Source organism: Nonomuraea sp. NPDC003754, from assembly GCF_053605785.1.
The window spans coordinates 88,245-110,501 of the sequence record NZ_JBSGJX010000009.1 but is presented as its reverse complement, the minus strand read 5'-3'; the positions used below and the strand labels follow the sequence as shown (position 1 = coordinate 110,501).

Sequence of the window (22,257 nt, the reverse complement as noted above, 5' to 3'; positions counted from 1 at the left end):
GGCGCGCGGCCGCGGCGTCACACCTCGACGGGGCCGCCGCTGCGCCAGTAGACGTTGGCGTCCCTGCTCAGCAGGTCGTGATCGACCAGGTAGCGCCGCAGCGCCGAGAAGTCGTGGTGGAAGGCCCGCAACGCCACGTTGACGTCCTTCTCGGTGTAGCGGACGCCCGGCTCGAACACCCTCACGATGTGGCGCAGGACCACCAGGCGCTTGTCCGCCTTCGCCGGGATCTCCCTCAGCCGGCCGTCCACCAGGAACGCCTGCAGGACCCGCTCCTCCTGGGTCATGGCCCGCGGTGGCGGGGCCGCCGCCTTCAGCAGCTCGCGGAACCGCTCGGGGCGCGCCGCCCAGCTCCCGTCCGCATGCCGTACGGCCAGGCCGCCGCGCTCGAGCCGGACGAGGACGTCCTCGTCGGCCTCCGGCCGCTCGCCCAGCACCAGCGCGGCGAAGGCGCGCAACGTCGCGTCCTGGTGGAGGAGCCCGAGGACTCGCCGGATGTCTTCGTCGTTCATGCAGCCATTTTGAACCATTGGATCACCTCAAGCGTCTGATCCACCGTGATGACCAACTTCCTGCTCGCCGGCGCCCTCGCGTTGACCGCCTCCGCCCCCACCGTCCCCCCTGGCTTCCTGCTCTGGGACAAGGCGGCGACCGCGAAGGACAACGACCCCGAGACGAACTGGGCCGTCAGCAGGCGCACCACGGCCAAGCTGACCGTGAACCCGTGCGACAAGGCCGCGCTCGCCTCGGCGGGCCGCGTCGCCGCTCGGACGATCATCTACACGGCGGTCCCCGACTTCCAGAAGTCCGAGCAGGTGATCCTCTACTCGACCAAGGAGCAGGCCACGCAGGCGCTGGCGGATCTCAGGTCGGCGGTGCGGACCTGCGCGTCGGCCAAGAGCGGTCAGTCGGACTACAGGTACTCGGTGAAGGCCGTCACGCTGGGCGACGAGGGCCTGGCCGTGACCGGGCAGGTCTACATGGGCCGCAAGGCCGCCATCGGCGGCGAGCGCGCGATCGTCGCCCGCAAGGGCACCGCCCTGGTGCTGTACTCGCAGGCGGGGGAGTGGGGCAAGCCCGCCGCCGCGGATTTCGCGGCCCAGACGAAGGACGCCACGAAGATGCTGGGGAAGATCTGCACGATCGCGTCGTGCTGAATGTCACGAGCTTGAGACAGGATCATGACACGATCGCGGCGTCGTGACGGGAGGCTTGGTGGAGAAACGTGTGCCGGGGCGTCCATTGCCAGTCCGTTCCGGCACACGTTCATCGTTTCCGCGGGCTCGTACGCCGATCGCGGCCGGCTCTGGGCGGTGATGACGCGCCCGCCGGGAAACCTGGGTGTCCGCCGGTGACGCCGGCCGTTCTGGTCAGCGGTGGCGGCCCGCCGTGCCCGCGTGGAACACACGCTCCCTGGCGAGGGACAGGGCGAACTCGACGGCGCCCGCCCGGACCGCGTTGCCGCCGACGACGCTGGGCAGCAGCACGGTGCGCGCCTCGACATCGGCGACTCGGTCGGCGACGCGCTGGTGGAGCGCCTGGCCTCCCGCCCGCAGGAGCGGCCCGCCGAGCACCACGAGACCTGGGTCGAGGACCGCGACGAGCCCGCTGACGGCGACGGCCAGGCGGGCGGCCACCTCGTCGAGAAGCGCGGGGTGCCCGCTCGCGAGCGCGCGGGCCGCGGCCTCGGTGGCATCCCAGGACTCCGAGGCGCCACCCGGCATCCGGACGGCGGCGCGCGTCTCTTCCGGGGCGCCCGGCGCGCGGGCGGCGCCCCAGGCGCGGACGAGGTCGTTGACCGCGTCGGCGCCCAGCAGCGAGCCGAGGGGGCGGCCGTCGGGCGTCAGGATGGACCCCACCTCGCCGCCCCGGCCGGACGCGCCGCGCCAGAGCCTGCCGTTCAGGACGATGCCCGAGCCGAGCCCCTGGCCGAGCCAGAGCAGCGCGAAGGTGTCGGCTCCCCGGGCGGCGCCGGCCGCCTGCTCCTCGAGGGCGACCAGGTTGACGTCGTTCTCCATGCGGATGCGGGGATTGCCGAGCAGTTCGCGCAGCGGCGCGAGGTCGTGCACCCGCCGCCGGTGGGGCAGCCCGCTCACCGTGTCGAGGCGGTCGCCGGCGCCGCTGTCGACGATGCCCGGCATGCCCACCACGATCTGGTCGAGGGCGGCCGCCGCCAGCCCCGCCTTGCCCGCCGCCGCGTGCAGCGCCCCGGCGAGCGTGGTGACGGGGTCGCGCTCTCCGGTCGTGGCGATCCTGTGCTCGGCGATCGGCCGGCCCGCGAGGTCGGCCACCGCCACGTCGAGCCGGGAGGAGGTGACGTCGACGCCCGCCACGTGTCCGGCGGAGCCGTCCAGCGCCCACATCTGGGCGGCGGGGCCCACGCTTCCCGACTTGCGCCCGCCCTTGCGCACCAGGCCCGCGCTCTCCAGGCGGCGCAGCACCTCGGCGGCGGCCGCCTTCGACAGCCCGGTCCTGGACTCGAGCTCGCCCCTGGTGAGCGGTCCGTCGCCGAGCAGGAGCTCGAGGGCGGCGCGCTCGTTGAGTGTCCGCAGCACGCGCGGGCTCCCCGACGTCATGATGGTCCTTTCCCCGTGGCGGACCTCAGCCCCGCCTGGGAGCCCCGGTCACAGGCGGTTCAGACCGAGGACGTGGAGGACGGCGCGGCCTTCCTCGTCGGAGGCGGCCAGGTCGACCTGCGCGTCGATGCCCCAGTCGCCGTCGCCCGCCGGATCCTTGATGACCTGGCGCACCTTCCAGAGCTCCTTCTCCTCCGAGATGCGCAGCAGGCCGGGTCCGCGGGCGTCGGCGTCGGTGAAGATCTCCTCGTGCTCGTCGTAGTAGGCGTCGAGCGCCGCGCCCCAGTCGACGTCGGGAGCCAGTTCCTCGAGCTCGTGCTCCTTCTCCAGCGAGCACAGCTCGACCAGCCGGAACATCGCGTTCCTGACCAGGACGCGGAACGCGCGCGGGTTGCCGGTGACGGGCCTGACCGTGCGCTCCAGCTCCTGTTCCTGCTCCAGCGCCGCCTCGGGGTTGCTGAGCTTCTCCCACTCGTCGATCAGCGAGGAGTCGACCTGGCGAACCAGCTCGCCGAGCCATTCGATGAGGTCGACGAGGTCGTCGGTCTTGAGATGCTCGGGGATCGTACGGCTCAGCGTCCGGTAGGCGTCGGCGAGGTAGCGCAGCACCGCGCCTTCCGACCGGGACAGCTCGTAGAACTGGATGTACTCGGTGAAGGTCATCGCGCGCTCGTACATGTCGCGCACGACGGCCTTGGGGCTGACGGTGTAGTCGGCGACCCAGGGGTGGCCGCGCCGGTAGGTCTCGTAGGCGCCGAGCAGCAGCGTCTCCAGCGGCATCGGATACATGATCTCCTGCAGCTGTTCCATGCGCTCTTCGTACTCGACGCCGTCGGCCTTCATCTGCGCCACGGCCTCGCCGCGGGCCTTCTTCAGCTGCGCCGACAGCACCTGGCGCGGGTCATCGAGGATGGACTCGACGATCGAAACCATGTCGAGCGCGTAGCTGGGCGACTCGAGGTCGAGCAGGTCGAAGGCGGCCAGCGCGAAGGTGGACAGCGCCTGGTTGAGGGCGAAGTCCTCCTGCAGGTCGATGGTGAGGCGCGCCATCCTGCCCTGCTCGTCGGGCTCGCGCAGCTTCTCCACCACGCCGCCGGCCAGCAGCGAGCGGTAGATCGCGATGGCCTGGCTGATGTGCCGCCGCTGCCACTTGCGGTCCTCGTGGTTGTCGGTCAGCAGGTGCTTCATGGCCGCGAAGCAGTCGCCTGGCCGGTTGATGACGGCGAGCAGCATGGCGTTGCTGACCTTGAAGCGGGAGGCCAGCGGCTCGGGCTCGGCCGTCTGCAGCTTCTCGAACGTCTCCTCGCTCCAGCCGACGAACCCCTCCGGCGGCTTCTTGCGGGCGTAGCCGCGGCGCCGCTTGGGGTCGTCGCCGATCTTGGCCAGTGCCTTGGCGTTCTCGATGTCGTGCTCGGGGGCCTGGCAGGCGACGTAGCCGATCGTGTCGAAGCCGGCGCGGCCCGCGCGCCCGGCGATCTGGTGGAACTCGCGGGCGCGCAGCCGGCGCACCCTGTTGCCGTCGTACTTCGACAGGGCGGTGAACAGCACGGTCCTGATGGGGACGTTGACGCCGACGCCGAGCGTGTCGGTGCCGCAGATGACCTTCAGCAGGCCGGCCTGGGCCAGCCGCTCCACCAGGCGCCGGTACTTGGGCAGCATGCCGGCGTGGTGGACGCCGATGCCGTGCCGTACCAGGCGGGACAGGGCCCGCCCGAACCGGGTGGTGAACCGGAAGTTGCCGATCAGGGCGGCGATGGCCTCCTTCTCGGCCTTCGTCGCCATGTTGATGGACATCAGGGACTGGGCGCGCTCCATCGCGGCGGCCTGGGTGAAGTGGACCACGTAGACGGGCGCCTGGCCCGTGCTGAGCATCTCCTCGAGAGTCTCGTGCAGCGGGGTCATCCGGTAGGAGTAGACCAGCGGGACGGGCCGCTCGGCGTGCTTGACGACCGAGGTCTCCCTGCCGGTGCGCCGGGTGAGGTCCTCCATGAACATGCTGACGTCGCCGAGCGTGGCCGACATCAGTACGAACTGCACGTGCGGCAGCTCCAGCAACGGCACCTGCCACGCCCAGCCGCGGTCGGGCTCGGCGTAGAAGTGGAACTCGTCCATGACGACCTGGCCGATGTCGGCGGCGGCGCCGTCGCGCAGGGCCACGTTGGCCAGGATCTCGGCGGTGCAGCAGATGATCGGCGCGCCGGGGTTGACGCTGGCGTCGCCGGTCATCATGCCGACGTTCTCGGTGCCGAACAACGCCACCAGGTCGAAGAACTTCTCCGAGACCAGCGCCTTGATCGGCGCGGTGTAGAACGTGCGCTGGTCGCGGGTCAGGGCGGCGAAGTGGGCTCCCGCCGCGACCAGGCTCTTGCCGGACCCGGTCGGGGTGGCGAGGATCAGGTTGTTTCCCGAGACGACCTCGATCAGCGCCTCTTCCTGCGCCGGATAGAGGGTGAGCCCCCGTTCGGAGTTCCACGTGACGAACGCGTCGAAGATGGCATCGGGATCGGCGTCGATCTCTTCGGGGAGGCGGTCAATGAGGCTCACCCTCTCCATCTTGCCAAGGACAGGGCCGAACTGGTTAACGAGCGGCCGTCAGGACCGCGTACGGAGGCGGTGAGGAATCACAGGCGAGCGCGGGGAGCGGTCAGGAGCAGGCCGCCCGCGATGGCGAGCGTCGAGACCACGGGGACCGCGCCCGGCGCGAAACCGAAGGCGGTCAGCCCCAGCAGCCCGCCGCCGACCAGCGCCGCGGCGGCCAGCGAGCTGCGCCACGTGGCGATCCCGTACGGCAGCGCCGGCGGCTCCTCGAACCTGGCGAACATCCGCAGCAGCGGCCAGATGACCAGGCAGAGCGCGCCGAACCACACCGGCCACCCCGCCAGCCAGCCGAGTCCGCCAGGCTCGGGGGTGCCGACGCCGAGCCCGACCACCACCACGCCGCTCACCGCGAACAGCGCGGGCATGTGCCACAGGTAGACGGTCATCATCCTGGGCCCCGCCCAGGCCACCAGCCGCTCGGTGCGCAGCCGCGTGATCCACGGCCGCAGCAGCGTGGCCAGGCCGATCTGCCCGACGCCGACGGCCAGGACGGCCAGCGTGGGCGGCGCCATGTTCGACATCCCGGCGCCGGGCAGCCCGATCATGCTGCCGGGGTAGGGGCCGAAGCCCACCAGCAGCGCCGCGGCGCCGTACCCCGCCACGGCCAGCAGGCCGGGACGGCCCAGCCTGCCGTCGGTGTAGCAGAAGCCGAGCTGGTGGACGGCCAGCCACACGAAGCCGATGTTGAGGTAGCCGACCAGGTCGACACCGGAGGTGAACCTGACCAGGTCGGTGGCCACCGCGCCGGCGACCAGGACGGCCGGCACCCGCCAGCCGTACCGGTCGTGCAGCCTGAGCATCAGCGGCGTCGCGGCGACCGCGATCAGGTAGACGACCAGGAACCACAGCAGCTGCCCGGTCAGCCGCGAGCCCACCTCCAGCGGCTGCGCGGGCACCCCGAACGTGGCCAGCACGTGCGGGAGCGGGATCCAGACCGCCGCCAGCGGCAGCACCGGCCAGGCCAGCCGGCGCAGCCGTACGGCCAGCCACGCGGGCGCGGTGCCGGGTGCACGGCGGAAGCTGATGGCGTTGGCCGCGCCGCCCGCGAAGAACACCAGCGGCATGACCTGGCTGATCCAGGTGACCACCCACACGCCGGGGGCCGACAGCGCGTTCCCCGTGGTCAGGCGGACACCGTCGTAGCCCAGGACGGGGATCGTCCAGTGCTGGAGCACCACCAGGGCCATGCCCGCGAGCCGCAGCACGTCGATGAAGGAGTCCCTGGCAGGGGCGCGTACGGCGGGGCGTTCGAGCAGGACGGTCATGGGGAGGCCTCGATTCGGAAGGTGGTGGTTCAAGGCTTCCGTCCGGGGCCGCCGAGCACAGTCCCGCAGCCCGCCGTCTTGTGGTCAAGATCTCACCACCGCGGGTGGTAGGGCTGGCCCTACCCCCGGACGCCTGCCCGCAGGGGCGAGAACGGGTCCGCCGGGCTCGTAGCGTGGTGTCATGCGCTCCCTGATGAGACGTGTCCTGCTGGACACGCGCTACCTGCTGGTCGGCTTCCCCACGGCGATCATCGCCTTCCTCCTGCTCGTCTCCGGATTCGCGCTGGGTCTCGGTACCGTGGTGGTGTGGGTCGGGGTGCCCGTCCTGTGCGGCACCCTGATGGTGGCCAGGGGGTTCGCCGACGTGGAGCGCGGCTGGCTGTCCGACGTACTCCACCGTCCCGCCATCAGGCCCCGCTACCGGCAGCCGCCGGAGGGCGCGGGCCGTTTCCGCCGCCTGGTGAACCCGCTGACCGCGGGCCAGTCATGGCTGGACCTGCTGCACGGCATCGTCAACTTCCCGATCGCGATCGCCACGTTCGTGGTGACGGTGGTGTTCTGGGCGGTCCCGATCCTGGGGCTGTCCTATCCGGTCTACGGCTGGATCACCTCCCGCATCCCCGGGAACATGGAGCTTCCCGAACTGCTCGGCCTGGGCGACGGCTACCTGGTCAACACGGCCTTCTACGTCGCGATCGGCCTGGCGGGCGCCCTGGTCCTGCCGTTCGTGGTCAGGGGCGCGGCGCTGCTGCGCGCGGGGCTCGGCAGGGCGCTGCTGACGAGTGTCGCCGAGCTGCAGGAGCGCATCGACGACCTGGCGGAGGGCCGGGCCGCGGCGGTCTCGGCCGAGGCCGACGCGCTGCGCCGGCTGGAGCGCGACATCCACGACGGCCCGCAGCAGCGCCTGGTGTCGCTGGCGATGGACCTGTCCAGGGCGCAGCGCCAGCTGAAGAAAGACCCGCAGGCCGCCCACGCGACGCTCGACGGGGCCATCACCGCCACCCGCGAGACGCTGGACGAGCTGCGCGCCCTCTCGCGCGGCATCGCGCCGCCGATCCTGGCCGACCGGGGCCTGGCGCCCGCGCTGGCCGCCCTGGCGGGCAGGTGCACGGTGCCCGTCGACCTGGACGTGCAGGTCGCCGAGCGCTACGTCGCGGCAGTGGAGAACACGGTCTACTACGTCGTCGCCGAGTCGCTGACGAACATCGCCAAGCACAGCCGCGCCACCACCTGTTCGGTGCAACTCAGCAGGGTGGGGAACACGCTGATGCTGACGATCGGCGATGATGGGGTGGGCGGCGCACACGTCGCCAAGGGACACGGTCTGGCCGGGCTGGCCGACCGGCTGCGCGCGGTCGACGGCGAGCTGGTCGTGAGCTCGCCCGTGGGCGGGCCGACAGTGATCATCGCGGAGGTGCCGTGCGGGTAGTCGTGGCCGATGACGCGGTCCTGATCAGGGAGGGCCTGATCAGGCTGCTGGAGGAGTTCGGCTGCGAGGTGGTGGCGGCGGTCGGCGACGGAGACGCGCTGGTCGAGGCCGTGGCCATCCACAAGCCGGACGTGTCGGTGGTCGACGTGCGGATGCCGCCGTCGTTCACCGACGAGGGGCTGCGCGCGGCGGTGCGGGCCCGCGGACGGGTGCCGGGGGCGCCCGTGCTGATCCTGTCGCAGTACGTCGAGGTCTCCTATGCCGACGACCTGCTGGCCGACGCCCGCGGCGCGGTCGGCTACCTGCTGAAGGACAGGGTCGTCGACGTCGACGAGTTCATGGAGGGGCTGCGGCGCGTGGCCTCGGGCGGCACGGTCTTCGACCCCCAGGTGGTGGCCCAGCTGATGGTGCGCAGGCGCAGGGACGATCCGCTGGCCCAGCTGACACCGCGGGAGCGGGAGGTGCTGGCCCTGATGGCGGAGGGCAGGTCCAACCCGGCCATCGGCAGGCACCTGGTGATCAGTGACGGGGCGGTGGAGAAGCACATCAGGAGCATCTTCGCCAAGCTCGGGCTCTACGCCGACGACGGCGACCAGCATCGCAGGGTGCTGGCCGTGCTGGCGTACCTGCGCGGCTGAGGCGCGCGGCCGGTCCCGTCAGGACCGGCCGCGAGGGGACTCAGGCCCCGAGCGCGTCCACCAGCTTCTTGCGCTGCTGGGCGCCCAGGCCACCGAGACGGCGCTTCTCGTCGACGCCGGCCTCCTCCATGAGCGCGTTGGCCTTGGCCGGCCCGACGCCCTTGACGGCGCGCAGCGCCTGCGAGACCTTGATCTTCTTGGCGATGTCGTCGTCACGCTCCAGCAGGTCGGCGAAGGTCAGCTCACCGGCCTTGACCTTCGCGAGCAGAGCGGTGCGAGCGGCACGGGCCTCAGCGGCCTTCTCCAGCGCCGCCTTGCGCTGCTCGGGGGTAAGAGTGGGAAGTGCCATCTCGATCTCTCCTCGGGGAGTAATGCTTCGGGATTGTGTTACCCGTGGTGTCGCGGCTAATCATGGCGGATGCCAGCGGTTCGTGTTGCGGAAAGCCGCCGCTCAGCCGGTGCGCCAGACCGAAGCGGCCGCCTCGGCGCACGCCACGTCCTGCGCGACGGTGCCCCCGCTGACCCCCACGCCGCCGACCACGCGCTCTCCTTCACCGTAGTCCGCCCACAAGGGGATGCCACCTCCGAAGCAGACGAAACGGTCGCCCGCGAGGCCGTACAGCTCGCCTCCCGGGACGGTGAGCGGGGCCAGGTCGGCGGTCGCCATCCGGTTGGCCACCGAGGTGTAGGCCTTACCGGGAGCCAGGACGGGACCGGCGATCTCGGCGCCTTCCATGCGCTGGAAGCTCACCAGATGTCCGCCCGCGTCGACCACCGCTACGGAGACGAGCGCGCCCTCGCGGCGGGCCTGCCTGATCGCCGCCTCGCACATCCGTAACGCGATCTCCAACCCCACTGTGTCCCGAAATTTCATGGACTCATGGGTATCGTCCGCCGCGTCACGATTGCAAGATCATCGTGGTTTCTGTCACATTTCCCGTTTCGGGCGTGTCGCGTGCCAGATTTCGAGGCCGTCGGGGGTCAGGAAGGCGTCGAAAACCGACTCCATCGCCCCGACGAGCGGGCCCGTGTCGGCCAGGGCGGAGGGCAGGATCGCCGGCGGCCGGCGGCGGCGCAGTTCCATGAGCGCCTCGTCACAGGAGCGCCGCAACCGCTCGCCGACCAGCGCGACGCCGATGCCCGACACCGTGACCGTCCCGGGGTCGAGGGCGTTGACGAGCGCGCCGATGCCCCTGCCGAGCGCCGCGGCGTTCGCCTCGATCGCCGCCATGGCCGCGGGATCGCCGGCCGCGGCGGCCGCGACGATGCCTTCGGCCTGGTCCCTGCCCCTGCCGCGACCCGCCTTCAGGCCGAGGTGCCGGAGCAGCGCGTTGCGGCCCACCGCGAGGCTGAGGCAGCCCCGGGCGCCGCACGGGCACGGCTCGTCGCCGCCGGCCAGCGGCATGTGGCCGAACTCGCCGGCCGTACCGCCCGCTCCGGTCAGGGGGCGGCCCTCGACGAGCAGGGCGCCGCCGGGGTCGAAGTCGACGTGGATGTGCAGGCCCACGTCCACGCCCCGCAGGTGGCCGCGGCGGGCCTCGGCCAGGCCCGCCAGCCTGGCGTCGTTGCCCACCAGCAGGGGCACGTCGCCGAGCGCGAGCGCCTGGGCCACGTCGACGTCGACCCAGCCGAGGTGGGAGATGTCCAGCATCCCGTCCGCGCGCACGGGGCCCGCCGCCGACAGGCCGACGCCCACCACCCGGGGCCCTAGCCGCCCGAGCCGTTCGCGCAATGCCGCCCCGAGGGACGGCAGGGCGTCGCCGGGCGTGCCGTCGTGGCCGCGCGTGGCCAGCACGCGCGAGCCGCCGCCGAGCTCGCCCGCCGCGATCGTCCAGGTGTCCTCCCGCAGGTCGGCGGCCAGGGCGAGCGGCCCGTCGGGGTGCGGGCCCGGCACCTGGGTCGGCCGCCCCCTCGCGTGCTCGCGCGGCGGCGCCTCCTGGAGCAGCTCGTCCTCGACCAGCCCGGCCACCAGCACCGACGCGGTGCCGCGCGCCAGGGCCAGGTCGCGGGTGAGCTGGGACCTCGTACGGCCGGCCGCGCAGTCGTGCACCGCGCGCAGCAGCCGCAGGCGATTGTGCACGCGCAGGTCTCCCACATCCATGGAAGTCAGTTTATGCTCTAGCCGTGAACAAAAGAGCGCGGATCGGTGTTTTCGGCTTCTTCTTCCTCTGCGGGCTCGTCATGGGCATGTGGGCGGCCGGCCTGCCGGCCCTGAACCAGCGGCTGGCCCTCGGGCCCGAGCGGATCGGCTACACGCTGCTGCTCGTGTCGCTCGGCGCCCTGGTGTCGATGCTGCTGGCCGGCCGGATCGTGGACCGGTGGACCAGCAGGACGGTGTGCTGGATCGCCGGTCCGGTGTCGGCCGCGGTGCTGCTCGGCCCCGCGCTGGCGCCCTCCTACGCGGTGCTGACCGTCACGGCCGTCGTCTTCGGCCTGGGCCTCGGCGCGATCGAGGTGGCGATGAACGTCCACTCCGTCGAGGTCGAGCAGGCCTACGGCCGGCCGATCATCTCGGCCTTCCACGGCACGTGGAGCCTGGGTGGTGCGACCGGCGGCGCGCTCACCGCGCTCGGGCTCAAGCTGGGCGTGGACGGCCAGGCGCTGCTGGTCGGCGCCGCCGTCGTCGTGCCGTTCCTGTACCTGCCCGCCGCCCGCCTCCTGCTGCCAGGACGGCCGGCGGCCTCGTCGGCGCAGCCGGGCGGCGGCATGGGAGCCATGCGGTGGGGCCTGGTCGCCCTGCTCGGCCTGGTCGCCTTCGCCGGGCACCTCAGCGAGGGCGCGGCCATCGACTGGGCGGCCCTGCACGCGGTGTGGGTGCTGGGCACCGACCCCGCCGCCGCGCCGCTGGCGTACACGGTGTTCTCCGTGGCGATGACGTCGGTGCGGCTGCTCGGCGACCCGATCAGGGCCAGGCTGGGACCGGTCCGCACGATCCAGCTCGCCGGCGCCTTCGCCACGGCCGGATACCTGCTGGTCCTGTTCGTGCCCACCGTCGCCGGCGCGTGGGCCGGGTGGGCGCTGGCGGGCATCGGCCTGGCCACCGTGGTGCCCGTCGTCTTCAGCGCCGTGGGCGCGGCCGGCGGGGCGGTCGGCCGGGCGCTGTCGCTGGTGACGGCGTTCGGGTACTCGGGGCTGCTGGTCGGGCCCGCCGTCCTCGGATTCGTCACGGAACACTCGTCGCTGCCCGTCGCGCTGGTCATCCCCGCCGTGCTGGCCGCGGTGGTCGGCCTGGCCGGCACCCCCGCGATCCGGGCGATCACCACGGTTCCCGAGCCGGTCCCCGCGGGCCGCTGATCGCCCGCTCCCGCGCTGCCGGGACAATGCTCGGGTGGAGCTACATGATCTGTCCGCCGGAGACGGCGTCCTCGACCGCGTCGGCGAGGTGGCGCGGGCGGCGCTGACCCGCTACCGGGTCTCGCCCGCCAGCACGGTGACGCTGATCAACGTCTCGGAGAACGCCACGTTCCGCGTGGACGACCCCGACACAGGAGCGCGGTCGATCCTGCGGGTGCACCGGCTCGGCTACCACTCGGCGCAGGCGATCGGCTCCGAGCTGGCCTGGCTGGAGGCGCTCAGACGGGAGGAGGGCGTGCGCACGCCGGGCGTGATCGAGTCGGCCGACGGCGCGCGGGTGGTCCAGGTGGGCGGCAGGAACGCCGTGATGTTCGCGTTCCTGCCGGGCACCGAGCCGCGGCAGGAACGCCTGGTCGACGGGTTCAAGCAGCTCGGCGCGGTGACCGCGCGCATGCATCGGCACGCCGTACGGTGGCGGCGGCCCGACGGCTTCACCAGGTTCGCGTGGGACTGGGAGGCCGCCTTCGGCGCCCACGCCAGGTGGGGACGATGGCAGGACGGCGTCGGCGTCGACGGCGAGGCCCGCGCCCTGCTGCGGCGGCTGGAGCATCGGCTGCGCGAGCGTGTCGGCCGCTACGGGCAGCCGCCCGAGCGGTTCGGGCTGATCCACGCCGACATGCGCCTGGCCAACCTGCTCGACGACGGCGGCCCCGAACCCAGCGTGATCGACTTCGACGACTGCGGGTTCGGCTGGCACGTCTACGACCTGGCCGCCGCCCTCAGCTTCATCGAGCACGAGCCGGTGGTGCCCGAGCTGATCGACTCGTGGCTGGACGGCTACCGCGGCGAGGAGCCGTTCGACGCGGCGGACGAGCGGGAGATCTGGACGTTCATCCTGTTCAGAAGGCTCCTGCTGGTGGCGTGGATCGGGTCGCACCAGGGCGTGGACCTCGCCCGAGAGCTCGGCGCCGGCTACACGCGCGGGACCTGCGAGCTGGCCGAGCGCTACCTGACCTCGTCCTGAGCGGCCCGCGGGCCCCGCGCGCCGCTGCCGGCGCGCGGGGCCCAGGCGGCTCACCCCACGTAGGGCGACTGCAGGAAGCGGCCGAGCGCCGGGTCGTACAGGCGGGTGCCGACCAGCAGCAGGCCGCCAGGAACGCCGGAGACGAACCGGCCGCCGAGCCAGCCGTACCTGCGCGGCCGGGTGGCCACGCCGAACTCGTCGAAGCCCAGCACCGTCGCCGCCCCCGAATCGAGGTCGAGCTCGGTGCCGACGTCACCGTGCAGCGTGGTCAGCTGCACGCGGACCGCGCCGGTCGCCGAGGTCAGCGCCGCCAGTTCGCCGCCGATCCCGGCGACGGTCCGCACGATCGCCCCGCCCTCGGTCAGCCAGCGCGGCGCCTCGCCGTCGGAGCCGTAGTGGTGCACGGTCACCGCGCCCGTCTCCGCCGTCTCCGACCTGACCCTGCCCATGGGGTCGCGCGCCCAGGCGAGGGCCTGGTCGCCGGCCGTCACCTTCGAAGGGGCGCCGTCGTCGGCGTAGTCCACGGTCCTGCCGCCGGGCAGCGCCGTCGTCCGGCCGAGCCCGTCGTAGCCGTAACCGTCGCCGGTCAGCCGGCCGTCGGTGTAGGTGTAGCCGGTGACCGTGGCGGCCGCGTCGTCGGCCTGCGGGCACTCCTCCTCGGAACTCTGCACCGCCATCCGGGTGCGGTTGCCCTGCCCGTCGTAGGCGTAGCGGCGCAGCGAGCACACCGGGAAGGCGATCTCCTGCACCGAGGTCGGCCGGCCCGCCCTGTCGTAGCCGAGCGTGCGGTCGGTCATCGTGTCGGTGCGTAGCTGGAGCACCGGCTGCCCGTGCACGGACAGGCCGGCCTGGTCGATCAGCACGGGGCCGTCCACGCCGTCACGGGTGTAGACCCGGGCGAACGGCTGGCCGATCTCGTCGTACACCGCCGCCAGCCGCAGGCCACCGGGCAGCTCGCCGGCCACCACGCGGCCGTCGTCGTCGTAGCGGGCGGTGAAGACGCCGGCCACCGAGTCGGTGACCGAGGTGAGCAGGCCACGCGGCTCGACGGCGTGGTCGTAGGCGTAGACGGTGGTCGACGGCGCCGAGTCGCTGACCTTGGCCGGGCGGCCGAGATCGTCGTACTCGGTGCGGGTGACGGCCCCGTCGGCGTCGGTGTGCGAGAGGAGGCGCCCGAGCCGGTCGTAGGCGGAGACGACCTTCGCGCCCGCCTGCCTGCGCTCGACCACCCTGCCGGTGGCCGGGTCGTAGCCGAGCTCTCGCGATCCGATCGTGACGGGCCGTCCGGCGTCGTCGCGCCCGATGACGGTGACGGCGCCGCCCTCGGTGATCGTGTCGACCTCGCCCATCGCGGTGTAGGTGACGATCTTGTCGCCGTCCTTGCAGGCCAGCCCCGCCCATTCGGGACGGCCGCCGCACACGCCGGTGCCGCCCGCGGTGTAGGGCACGGGCCGGTCGACGGTCCTGGTGACGGCCAGGCCGCCGGGGTCGAGGACGGTCCGCACCGGCAGCGCGGTGGTCCAGTCGTAGCCGGTGGCGGTGGTGCGCACGTCGGCGTCCGGCATGGACTCCCTGCCGACGATCCTGGCTCCCTTCCTGACCGTGGTGGGCAGGTCCCTGGCGGCTGCGTCGGCGGGCCGCTGCTCGTCGTAGGTGAACACGGCGTGCGTCCTGGCCCCGATGGCGAAGCCGGCGGGCAGGTCCTCGCTGATCTCGGCCTCGAGGTTGACGATGTGGACCGGGTCGAGCTCCTCCAGCTTCCTGCGCCCGGTCTGGTCGTAGCCGACGCGGGTGGACAGCAGCTCGGCGCGCTCGGCGGGGGTGTAGCCGGAGATGCCCAGCTCGCCGAGGCGGTAGTCGGTGTCGGGCCGCTGCGACAGCTCCCTGTTGCCCGGGGTGAGGGCGCGGACCAGATGCCCGAAGCGGTCGTACTCGGCCGCGCCGAGGCGCCCGCCCGGCGCCAGGGTGTTGACGGCGCGGCCCGCCTCGTCCAGGTAGGTGACCGTGGCCCTGGTCCACGAGCCGGGCGGCTGGTCGGGCGGGAGCAGCGCGGTGGCGGTGGTGGGCGCCTTCTTCTGGCCCCAGGCGGTGACCTGCTTGGCCGTCACGTCGGCGGGGCCGCCCGCGGCCCGATCGAGCGGCACGCCGTACACGACGGTGGTGGTGGCCTGCCCGGCCACCTGGTCGGCGGTGCCGGGCCTGAGCGTGGCGCGGGTGACCGACAGCAGGCGGCCGTCGGCGTCGTACCGCGGCGTCCAGGGCAGCTCACCGGGCGGGGTGATCGAGGTCAGGCGGCCGGCGGCGTCGTAGCCGTACAGGGTCTTGAGGGGAGGGCTGATGCGCGGGTCCCACACCTCGGCCAGCCGGCCCGCGGCGTCGTAGGCGTACCGGGCGATGACCACGCCGTTGAAGCTGAGCGTGGCGGCCCGGCCGTCGGTGCCGTAGGCCAGGTCGAGCCGGCGTCCCGCCTGGGCGATCGAGGTCGGCCTGACCTGGTCGCCCACCGTCTCGTAGCCGTGCTCGGCCGGCAGGAACAGCGTGCCGTGCCTGGCGAAGACGGTCGTGCGGCCCCGGGAGTCGGTGAGGGTGTAGGAGCCGGTGAGCGTGAGGTCCTCGGCGCCGAGCTCGGGCCGCCAGACGTCGCCCGCCCTGGTGAACTGGACCGGCCGGCCCTCCTCGTTGATCACTTCGACCGAGGTGGGTGAGGTCTCCCGCAGGGAGGCGATGGCCAGCGGCCATTCCTTGCCGAAGGGGGCGAGCGGGCCGCCCCCGCCTCGCGAGCCGTACGACCTGGCGACGGTCAGACCGAACGGGCCGCCCTCGGCGGCGCGCAGCCGGTAGGCGCCGGTCAGCAGGTTGACCTCGCCGGGACCGACCTGCGCGCGGGCGGCCGTCGAGGCGGACCGGTCGGAGACGACGGTGACCGGCTCGCTGGCCGCGGCGTTGCCGAAGACCACCGCGCGGACCTGGACGGCGGCGTCGCCGAGCTGCGTTCCCACGTCCCAGACCAGGCCGGACAGGCGGCCGGGGGCGGCCACCGGCCAGGCGGTCAGCGGCTTGCCGTCGGCGCCGACGACGTGGGCGACGGGGATGTCGGACCAGGTGTCCGCCTCGGCTCTGCGGTACTGGAAGGTGGCCTGGGTGAAGCCGGTGCCCGAGACCGCCAGCGCCAGCCTGCCCGTCGTCCGGCCGCCGTCCTCCGGAGAGGTGAGCACCGCCACGGCGGTGCCGGCGCCCACGTTGAAGGTGTAGGCGGTCGTGGGGGAGGCGTTGCCCGCCTTGTCCACGGTGTAGACGCTGAGCGTGTGCGCCCCGGTGGACGGCGGCGTCACCTTCACGCTGACGGCCGCGCCCGTGGTCGGCACCGAGGTCACGGCGCCGCCGTCGAGCCGGTAGGCGAGCTGGGCGGAGTCGGCGTCGGCGGGCGTCAGGGTGAAGGCGCCCGGCTTGCCGGCGTCGCCGTGCCACCCGCCGTCGGCGGGGTAGTCCGCCGAGGTCACCCGGGGAGCGGGCGGCTTGACGGTGTCGACGGTGAACGTGGCGCTCTGGTACGCCTTGGACGACAGGGCGCCGTCGTTGGCCCAGGAGCGGATCGTGTAGGACCTGCCGTGGACCAGCTTTCCGGCGGGCACGCCGGCGGCGGAGAAGCCGTTGCTGGCCACGTAGCCGCCCCAGAGGTTGTCGACGACCAGGGTGGCGCCGTCATAGACGTCGAACAGGCCGCGCACGTTGCCCTGGTCGGGGTCGCGCACGTGGTTGCGCAACTGCGGCGTCAGGGTGTTGGTCCATCGCGTGCCCGCGTTGTCGGTGTAGGGCGAGACCCACGTCGACAGGGGCGTGTCGGGGTAGGAGTTGTAGGTCACCGAGATGTACGGCACGCCCGAGGAGGCGTTGCCCGAGTTGAAGCGCTTCCAGGCGTACTCGTCGGCCTCGTCGGCGGCCCGCAGGCCCATCCCCGACTCCGTCCACGCCTTGTCCGCCCACATCTGCACCAGGGAGGTGACGTTGGCGCTCACCCAGCCGTCGGCGCAGCCGCTGCCCCAGCCCTTGGTCTCGGTCGAGGTGGCGTAGCGGGCGACCATGGTGGGCCCCGGCCAGCGGGAGGAGGTGGCGGCGCGGTTGGCCGACCAGACCTCCCACGTCCTGGCGTTGCAGGACCAGGAGTGGTGGTTCCACAGCTTCAGCGACGCCGAGAGGATCTTCTTGCCCGCGATGCCGGGCGTCTTCCAGGTGATGAACGACCTGGCCACCTGGCCGCCGCCGTTGTCGCCGATCTTGAGTTCGGTCGCGCCGGACTGGTCGGTGCCGTAGCCCTCCTGGACGAAGGTGTCGAAGACCTGGCCCAGGTTGAGCGAGGGGTCGACGGTGACCGGGTACCGCGTGGCCGGGTCGTCGAGGAAGGCGGGGTCGGGGGTCAGGACGAGGTCCTGGCCCGACAGCGTCATGGCCACCGGCGCCCGGTTCAGGTGGTCGCCGGAGACCGGGTGCACCCGCGCGTCCCACATGACCGGGGCGGGGATGGTGACGGCGACCTTGCCCTTGCGGTCCACCAGCTCGACGCCGCCGTCGCCCGCCTGGCGGGCCGTCATGCCGGGCGCCCCGAGCCGCAGCGTGTACCGCAGCGGGGTGGTGGGCCGCCGCTTGAGCAGCAGGAACTGCTCGGCGCCCGTCCTGGTGGCGCTGACGACCAGGTCGGCGCCCGGCAGCACCTCCGGATACGTGGCGCTCTCGCCGTGCAGCCGGGGCGTGGGCAGCGCGCCCTTCCACCGCATGGTGACTCTGGACTCGCCCTCGCCCACGGTGATGAGGTCGCCGCCGCCGACGCCCAGCGTGAGCCCGCGCCGGTGGCCGCGGGCCGCGATGCGGCCGGTGGCGTCGGCGGCGAGCCTGATGTCGACGGGCGCCCAGGCTCCGTCGCGGCGGAACCTGATCGGTCCGGCGAAGCTGTCGACGGTCATCGAGCCGTCGGGGTTGGCGTAGGTGGTGGTGGTCTCCGTGCGGGCGGACTCGATCTCCACCCGCCGGCCGGTCAGGCGCGCGGTGAGCCGGGCGGAGGCCTCGTCGGGCGCCGTCCCGGCCGCTGTCCCGGTCGCTGTCCCGGTCGCTGTCCCGGTCGTGGTGGCGGCCGGGGCGGGGGATGCGGGGGACGACGCCGGGGACGCGTGGGGCGGGGTGGTCACGGGCGCGGGCGGTTCGGCCGCCGCGGCGGCGGAGGGAGCGGAAGGGACCAGGGGGAGGACGATCATCGCGAGACCGCAGGCGACCGCCCGCGGCGTGATGGCAGGCATGGGTGCTCCGGAAGCGGACGTAGGGCGACGCCCCCGTCGCGGTGACGGGGGCGTCGGTGGAGAGCGGAGGAGAGAGGGCTACCTGGTCGAGCAGCTCTGCTTGCGTACCTCACCCCAGAGGATCGGCCCCGGCCATTGCGCCCGGATGGCGAAGCACTGGTTCTTCTGGGCCGCTTCGCGGATCTTGTAAATGAACGAGGCGATGCCGGTCACGACCGCCACCTTGCAGATCAGCTTGGCCCGCGCCTCCTTGATCTTGTCGCAGGCGTACTTGAGGACCTCGGCGGCGGCGGCCGCGCCGCCGTACAGCCAGGCGTTGTGGATCTTCTTGGTGAGCGTGCGCGAGAAGATGACCCGGCACATCGCCTTCCACCAGGTGCACTGCAGCTTCAGGGCGGGGTCGGCGACCACGGGGTAGGCGGCGCCCGCGTGGTGGACGGTCTGGACCAGCGTCATGCCCTCGACCCGGTAGGTCGTCGGGACCGGGTTGCCGTTGGCGTCCTTGGCCCAGGGGGCGTCGATCTCGCCGAGGTAGACCTCCTCGTTGTAGATCAGTACCGTCTGGTCGTCCTCGTCGAGTTCCAGCGTGCTGTTCTCCGGCGCGCTGATCGGGAAGCGGTACTCGGTCGGCGCCGAGGAGTCCTTGATCACGGTCAGCACGCGGGCCACCTGGCCGGTGCGGTTGTGGGCGAAGGCGACGCCGGGCTGCTTGGCGGCGTAGGTGACCAGGCCCGGCAGCGGCTGGTTGCCGGTGCCCTGCGCGTCGGGGGTGCCGATGCCGATGTCGGAGTCGCTCACGGTCGCCGTCAGCGCGGTGTCGGTGGCGGTGGAGGCCGCGAAGGGCCGCTGGGTGTTGCCCTCGGGGATCTCCGTGGGCGGCGTGGTCCTGGCCTCCTCGACGATCTCCGGGACGACCTGGGTGAGGGCGGCGAGGGCGGGGTCGTCCGCCGCGAACGCCGGGACTCCGGACAGCCCGGCCGAGGTGATGGCCAGACATGCCGTCACGATGACGGCGAGTGCACGAGTGCCGATCCGCATGAATGTCCTTCCGCATGCGATGAGGGGGGATGTGCACAAACGCCGCAAACGTAAGGATCATGGTTGTCCAGACGAGTGATCGCGGATGGCTGGTTGGTAAACGTTTCCCGACCAGAACGATCTTTCGCCCATTGGACCGGTCCGCCCCGCGAGACCGCGCTGACCTGGCGTTATGTGATCGTGACTTGACCCTCGACGTTACCGGCATGTTTCATGAGCCCAGCTCCGTAAACGTTTACAGTAAACGTACTGTAAACGTTTTCAGTTCCCAGGGAGGTCAAGCGTTGGGCGAAGGACCCACGATCACCACGATCGCCGAGCGCGCCGGGGTGTCGATCGCCTCCGTCTCCCGTGTGCTCAACGGCCTGCCCACCCGTGAGGAGACCGTCCGCAGGGTGCTGACCGCCGCCGAAGAGCTCGGCTACGTGCGCAACGCCGTGGCCCGGAGCCTCAAGTCGCGCCGCACCCACCAGATCGCCTTCGCCATGGCCGACATCGGCAACCCCGTCTACCTGGCGATGGTGCGCCAGATCCAGCCGGTGCTGAAGGCGGCGGGCTACCGGCTGGTCCTGCACTCCACCGACGCCATCGTGGCCGACGAGATCGACGTGCTGCACAGCCTCGGCGAGCGCTACGTCGACGGGCTGATCATGAGCCCGCTGCGCGTCACCGACGAGCACCTGAAGATGATCGCGGCCGCCCGGGCGCCCGTCGTCATCATCGGCTCGGTGCCGGACGGCACGCGGGTCGACAACGTCAGGGCCGACTCGCGCACCGGCGTCAGGCTCGCCATCGACCATCTCCACGCGCTCGGCCGGCGCCGGATCGGATTCCTCAACGGCCCGCTCGACACCGTGCCGGGCGCGGCGCGCGCCGCGGCCTACCGGGAGGCGCTGAAGGAGCGCGGACTGCCCTACGACGAGGGGATCGTCGAGGTGGGCGACTTCTACCGGGCGGCGGGAGCGCGCGCGGCACGCGCGCTGCTCGAGCGCGCGGCCGGCGTGGACGCGCTGATGTGCGCCAACGACCTGATCGCGCTGGGCGCGCTCGACGTGCTGCGGGCGGGGGGCCTGCGGGTGCCGGAGGACGTGGCGGTGGTCGGCATGGACGACACCGACCTGGCCGCGGCCTCGTGGCCGTCGCTCACGAGCGTCTCGCTCGGATCGGCCGAGCGCGGCAAGGCGGCCGCCGAGCTGATGCTCGACCGCCTCAAGGACACCGGCAGGGAGCCGCGGCTGGTCACGGTGCCGCCCGTGCTCGCCGTCCGGGCCTCCACCGTCGGACAGGGCGCGGCGGGAGGACCGGTCCCGCCGGTCCGGGCGCTCCCCGCCACGCGGCCCGCCGACGCCGCATCGGACCCGCAGGGAGGCACACCATGACGGCGGTCGCGACCAGACCCCCGCACACCTCGCCGCGCCCGCGCCGCAAGGTCCGCTCGCGGCAGGGCCGCGAGACGCTGCTGCTGATGCTCCCCGCGCTGGTGCCGGTGCTGCTGTTCAGCCTCGGGCCCCTGCTCTACGGCATCAGCCTCGCCTTCACCGACGCGCGGGCCGGCAGGAACAGGGACATCGAGTTCACCGGCCTGGAGAACCTCGGCCAGCTGCTGACCGACGAGAAGTTCTGGTCCTCGTTCCGGATCGGCATGATCTGGGCCGTCTCGGTGACCGTGCTGCAGTTCCTGGCCGCGCTGGGCCTGGCGCTGCTGCTCAACCAGAACCTGCGCTTCAGGGGCGTGGCCAGGGTGCTGGCCGTGGTGCCGTGGGCGATGCCGCCCGTGGTCATCGGCCTGATGTGGAAGCTGGTCTACCACCCCGACGCCGGCATCCTGAACGCGATGCTCGGCACGCACATCGACTGGCTGGCCGACTTCTCGCTCGCGCTGCCGGCCATCATCGTGGTCGGCGTCTGGACGGGCATGCCGCAGACCACCGTCGTGCTGCTGGCCGGCCTGCAGAGCATCCCCAAGGAGCTGTACGAGGCGGTCGAGGTGGACGGCGCGGGCCGCTGGCGGCGGTTCTGGAACATCACGCTGCCGCAGCTCAGGCCGGTCATCGTGGCCATCACCTCGCTCGACTTCGTGTGGAACATCAACCAGTTCGGCCTGGTCTACGTGCTCACCGCCGGCGGGCCGGGCGGCCAGACGCGGCTGCCGATGCTCTTCGCCTACGAGGAGGCCTTCCGGTACCGCTTCTTCGGCTACGCCTCCATGCTCGGCGTCGCGATGGTGATCGTCGTGCTGGCGGTGCTGGGGCTGTACCTGTGGCGCCAGATGAGGGAGACGAAGTGAAGCAGGCCCCGAAATATCTGGCGCTCCTGGCCTACATCCTCTTCCTGGCCTTCCCCCTGGTCTGGCTGCTGTCCACGGCGCTCAAGACGCCGCAGGAGATGGCCGGCCTCGACCCCACCTGGATCCCCCGCGACCCGACCCTGGCCAACTTCTCCGACGCCTTCGGCGAGCAGGACCTGCTCGGCGCCGCCGGCAGGAGCCTGGTCGTGGCGGTCTTCACCAGCGTGATCACCGTGCTGATCTCGCTGCCGGCCGCCTACGCGATGGCCCGCCACCGGAGCCTGGTCAACCGGATCGCGCTCGGCTGGGTGCTGGTCAGCCAGGTCTTCCCGTTCATCCTGATCATCATCCCGCTCTTCATGGTGCTGCGGGAGCTGCAGCTGGTGAACACGCTGCCCGGCCTGGTGATCGTGCACGTCACGTTCACGCTGCCGTTCGCGCTGTGGATGCTGCAGGGCTACGTGCGTGCCGTACCGCCCGAGCTGGAGGAAGCCGCCTCCGTCGACGGCGCGGGACGCATGCGCACCATCGCCACCGTGGTGGCGCCGCTGCTGGCCCCCGGGGTCGTGGCGACGCTGCTGTTCTCGTTCATCTCCTCATGGAACGAGTTCCTCTTCGCGCTCGTGATCCTCCAGGACCCCGACGTGATGACCCTGCCGCTCACCCTGGTCCGGTTCACCGGACCCGAGGGAGTGGCCAGGCTCGGCCCGCTCGCCGCGGCGTCGCTCATGGCGACGATCCCGAGCCTGATCTTCTTCGCAATCATCCAGCGACGGCTGAGGTCCGGCCTCATGGCCGGAGCGGTCAAGGGCTAGGAGGC

At 72.4% G+C, this 22,257-nt stretch carries 17 protein-coding genes; 8 read left to right on the top strand and 9 right to left on the bottom strand.

The features are described from left to right. Positions 1-17: 17 nt before the first annotated feature. Entirely contained in the window at positions 18-512 is a 495-nt protein-coding gene (locus tag ACWEVS_RS14210; protein WP_449926082.1) for a DUF2087 domain-containing protein, read from the bottom strand. Positions 513-560: 48 nt separating this feature from the next. On the opposite strand from ACWEVS_RS14210, the gene ACWEVS_RS14205 reads away from it, so the two are divergent. Then, entirely contained in the window at positions 561-1,157 is a 597-nt protein-coding gene (locus ACWEVS_RS14205; RefSeq protein ID WP_452551770.1) for a hypothetical protein, read from the top strand. Between the two features lie 213 nt (positions 1,158-1,370). On the opposite strand, the gene ACWEVS_RS14200 is transcribed toward ACWEVS_RS14205, so the two are convergent. The 3 genes from ACWEVS_RS14200 to ACWEVS_RS14190 all read right to left on the bottom strand — a co-directional run bounded on the left by ACWEVS_RS14200 (position 1,371) and on the right by ACWEVS_RS14190 (position 6,439). After that, positions 1,371-2,555, bottom strand: a complete 1,185-nt coding sequence (locus ACWEVS_RS14200; RefSeq protein ID WP_452551768.1) for an ROK family transcriptional regulator — start codon at positions 2,553-2,555, stop codon at positions 1,371-1,373. A 69-nt stretch (positions 2,556-2,624) separates the two neighbouring features. Beyond that, complete coding sequence (locus ACWEVS_RS14195) at positions 2,625-5,129, bottom strand: DEAD/DEAH box helicase (protein ID WP_452551767.1); 2,505 nt, start codon at positions 5,127-5,129, stop codon at positions 2,625-2,627. A 68-nt stretch (positions 5,130-5,197) separates the two neighbouring features. Beyond that, a complete protein-coding gene (locus ACWEVS_RS14190) occupies positions 5,198-6,439 on the bottom strand; it encodes an acyltransferase family protein (protein WP_452551765.1) in 1,242 nt (413 codons plus the stop codon). Between the two features lie 181 nt (positions 6,440-6,620). Here ACWEVS_RS14190 and ACWEVS_RS14185 point away from each other — a divergent pair, with 181 nt between their 5' ends. Continuing rightward, a complete protein-coding gene (locus ACWEVS_RS14185; RefSeq protein WP_449926094.1) occupies positions 6,621-7,868 on the top strand; it encodes a sensor histidine kinase in 1,248 nt (415 codons plus the stop codon). Then, entirely contained in the window at positions 7,859-8,506 is a 648-nt protein-coding gene (locus ACWEVS_RS14180; RefSeq protein WP_452551763.1) for a response regulator, read from the top strand. Before ACWEVS_RS14185 ends, ACWEVS_RS14180 begins: the two co-directional genes overlap by 10 nt. 40 nt (positions 8,507-8,546) lie before the next feature. Here the strand turns inward: ACWEVS_RS14180 and mihF are convergent, their stop codons facing one another. The 3 genes from mihF to ACWEVS_RS14165 form a co-directional block, all read right to left on the bottom strand. Further along, positions 8,547-8,855, bottom strand: coding sequence for an integration host factor, actinobacterial type (gene mihF / locus ACWEVS_RS14175; RefSeq protein ID WP_354912413.1), 309 nt, complete (start codon positions 8,853-8,855; stop codon positions 8,547-8,549). 102 nt (positions 8,856-8,957) lie between these two features. After that, positions 8,958-9,380: a GlcG/HbpS family heme-binding protein gene (locus ACWEVS_RS14170; protein ID WP_354912411.1), complete on the bottom strand. Its 423-nt coding sequence runs from the start codon at positions 9,378-9,380 to the stop codon at positions 8,958-8,960. 54 nt (positions 9,381-9,434) lie between these two features. Then, on the bottom strand, positions 9,435-10,607 hold the full coding sequence (locus ACWEVS_RS14165; protein WP_452551760.1) for an ROK family protein: 1,173 nt from the start codon (positions 10,605-10,607) through the stop codon (positions 9,435-9,437). A 23-nt stretch (positions 10,608-10,630) separates the two neighbouring features. Between ACWEVS_RS14165 and ACWEVS_RS14160 the strand changes: the two genes are divergently transcribed. Further along, positions 10,631-11,800, top strand: coding sequence for an MFS transporter (locus ACWEVS_RS14160; protein ID WP_449926101.1), 1,170 nt, complete (start codon positions 10,631-10,633; stop codon positions 11,798-11,800). Between the two features lie 34 nt (positions 11,801-11,834). After that, positions 11,835-12,824 carry a phosphotransferase enzyme family protein gene (locus ACWEVS_RS14155; RefSeq protein WP_354912405.1) on the top strand — a complete coding sequence of 330 codons (990 nt, stop codon included), beginning with the start codon at positions 11,835-11,837 and terminating at the stop codon, positions 12,822-12,824. A 50-nt stretch (positions 12,825-12,874) separates the two neighbouring features. On the opposite strand, the gene ACWEVS_RS14150 is transcribed toward ACWEVS_RS14155, so the two are convergent. Together ACWEVS_RS14150 and ACWEVS_RS14145 are read right to left on the bottom strand one after the other, a co-directional pair. Continuing rightward, positions 12,875-18,112 carry a DNRLRE domain-containing protein gene (locus tag ACWEVS_RS14150; protein WP_452551758.1) on the bottom strand — a complete coding sequence of 1,746 codons (5,238 nt, stop codon included), beginning with the start codon at positions 18,110-18,112 and terminating at the stop codon, positions 12,875-12,877. 78 nt (positions 18,113-18,190) lie between these two features. Continuing rightward, complete coding sequence (locus tag ACWEVS_RS14145; protein WP_452551756.1) at positions 18,191-19,150, bottom strand: hypothetical protein; 960 nt, start codon at positions 19,148-19,150, stop codon at positions 18,191-18,193. A 284-nt stretch (positions 19,151-19,434) separates the two neighbouring features. On the opposite strand from ACWEVS_RS14145, the gene ACWEVS_RS14140 reads away from it, so the two are divergent. The 3 genes from ACWEVS_RS14140 to ACWEVS_RS14130 are packed head-to-tail and all read left to right on the top strand — an operon-like array spanning position 19,435 to position 22,252. Next, positions 19,435-20,529, top strand: coding sequence for a LacI family DNA-binding transcriptional regulator (locus ACWEVS_RS14140; protein WP_449926113.1), 1,095 nt, complete (start codon positions 19,435-19,437; stop codon positions 20,527-20,529). After that, a complete protein-coding gene (locus tag ACWEVS_RS14135; protein ID WP_354912401.1) occupies positions 20,526-21,437 on the top strand; it encodes a carbohydrate ABC transporter permease in 912 nt (303 codons plus the stop codon). The genes ACWEVS_RS14140 and ACWEVS_RS14135 overlap by 4 nt, the downstream gene beginning before the upstream one ends. After that, positions 21,434-22,252, top strand: a complete 819-nt coding sequence (locus ACWEVS_RS14130) for a carbohydrate ABC transporter permease (protein WP_354912399.1) — start codon at positions 21,434-21,436, stop codon at positions 22,250-22,252. Before ACWEVS_RS14135 ends, ACWEVS_RS14130 begins: the two co-directional genes overlap by 4 nt. Positions 22,253-22,257: the final 5 nt, after the last annotated feature.

Excerpts from the sequence above, each read along its gene's own strand:
- ACWEVS_RS14145 (WP_452551756.1), bottom strand. The coding sequence starts at position 19,150 with ATGCGGATCGGCACTCGTGCACTCGCCGTCATCGTGACGGCATGTCTG.
- ACWEVS_RS14185 (WP_449926094.1), top strand. The coding sequence starts at position 6,621 with ATGCGCTCCCTGATGAGACGTGTCCTGCTGGACACGCGCTACCTGCTG.
- ACWEVS_RS14210 (WP_449926082.1), bottom strand. The coding sequence starts at position 512 with ATGAACGACGAAGACATCCGGCGAGTCCTCGGGCTCCTCCACCAGGAC.
- ACWEVS_RS14195 (WP_452551767.1), bottom strand. The coding sequence starts at position 5,129 with ATGGAGAGGGTGAGCCTCATTGACCGCCTCCCCGAAGAGATCGACGCC.
- ACWEVS_RS14165 (WP_452551760.1), bottom strand. The coding sequence starts at position 10,607 with ATGGATGTGGGAGACCTGCGCGTGCACAATCGCCTGCGGCTGCTGCGC.
- ACWEVS_RS14150 (WP_452551758.1), bottom strand. The coding sequence starts at position 18,112 with ATGCCTGCCATCACGCCGCGGGCGGTCGCCTGCGGTCTCGCGATGATC.
- ACWEVS_RS14135 (WP_354912401.1), top strand. The coding sequence starts at position 20,526 with ATGACGGCGGTCGCGACCAGACCCCCGCACACCTCGCCGCGCCCGCGC.
- ACWEVS_RS14205 (WP_452551770.1), top strand. The coding sequence starts at position 561 with ATGACCAACTTCCTGCTCGCCGGCGCCCTCGCGTTGACCGCCTCCGCC.
- mihF (WP_354912413.1), bottom strand. The coding sequence starts at position 8,855 with ATGGCACTTCCCACTCTTACCCCCGAGCAGCGCAAGGCGGCGCTGGAG.
- ACWEVS_RS14190 (WP_452551765.1), bottom strand. The coding sequence starts at position 6,439 with ATGACCGTCCTGCTCGAACGCCCCGCCGTACGCGCCCCTGCCAGGGAC.
- ACWEVS_RS14170 (WP_354912411.1), bottom strand. The coding sequence starts at position 9,380 with ATGAAATTTCGGGACACAGTGGGGTTGGAGATCGCGTTACGGATGTGC.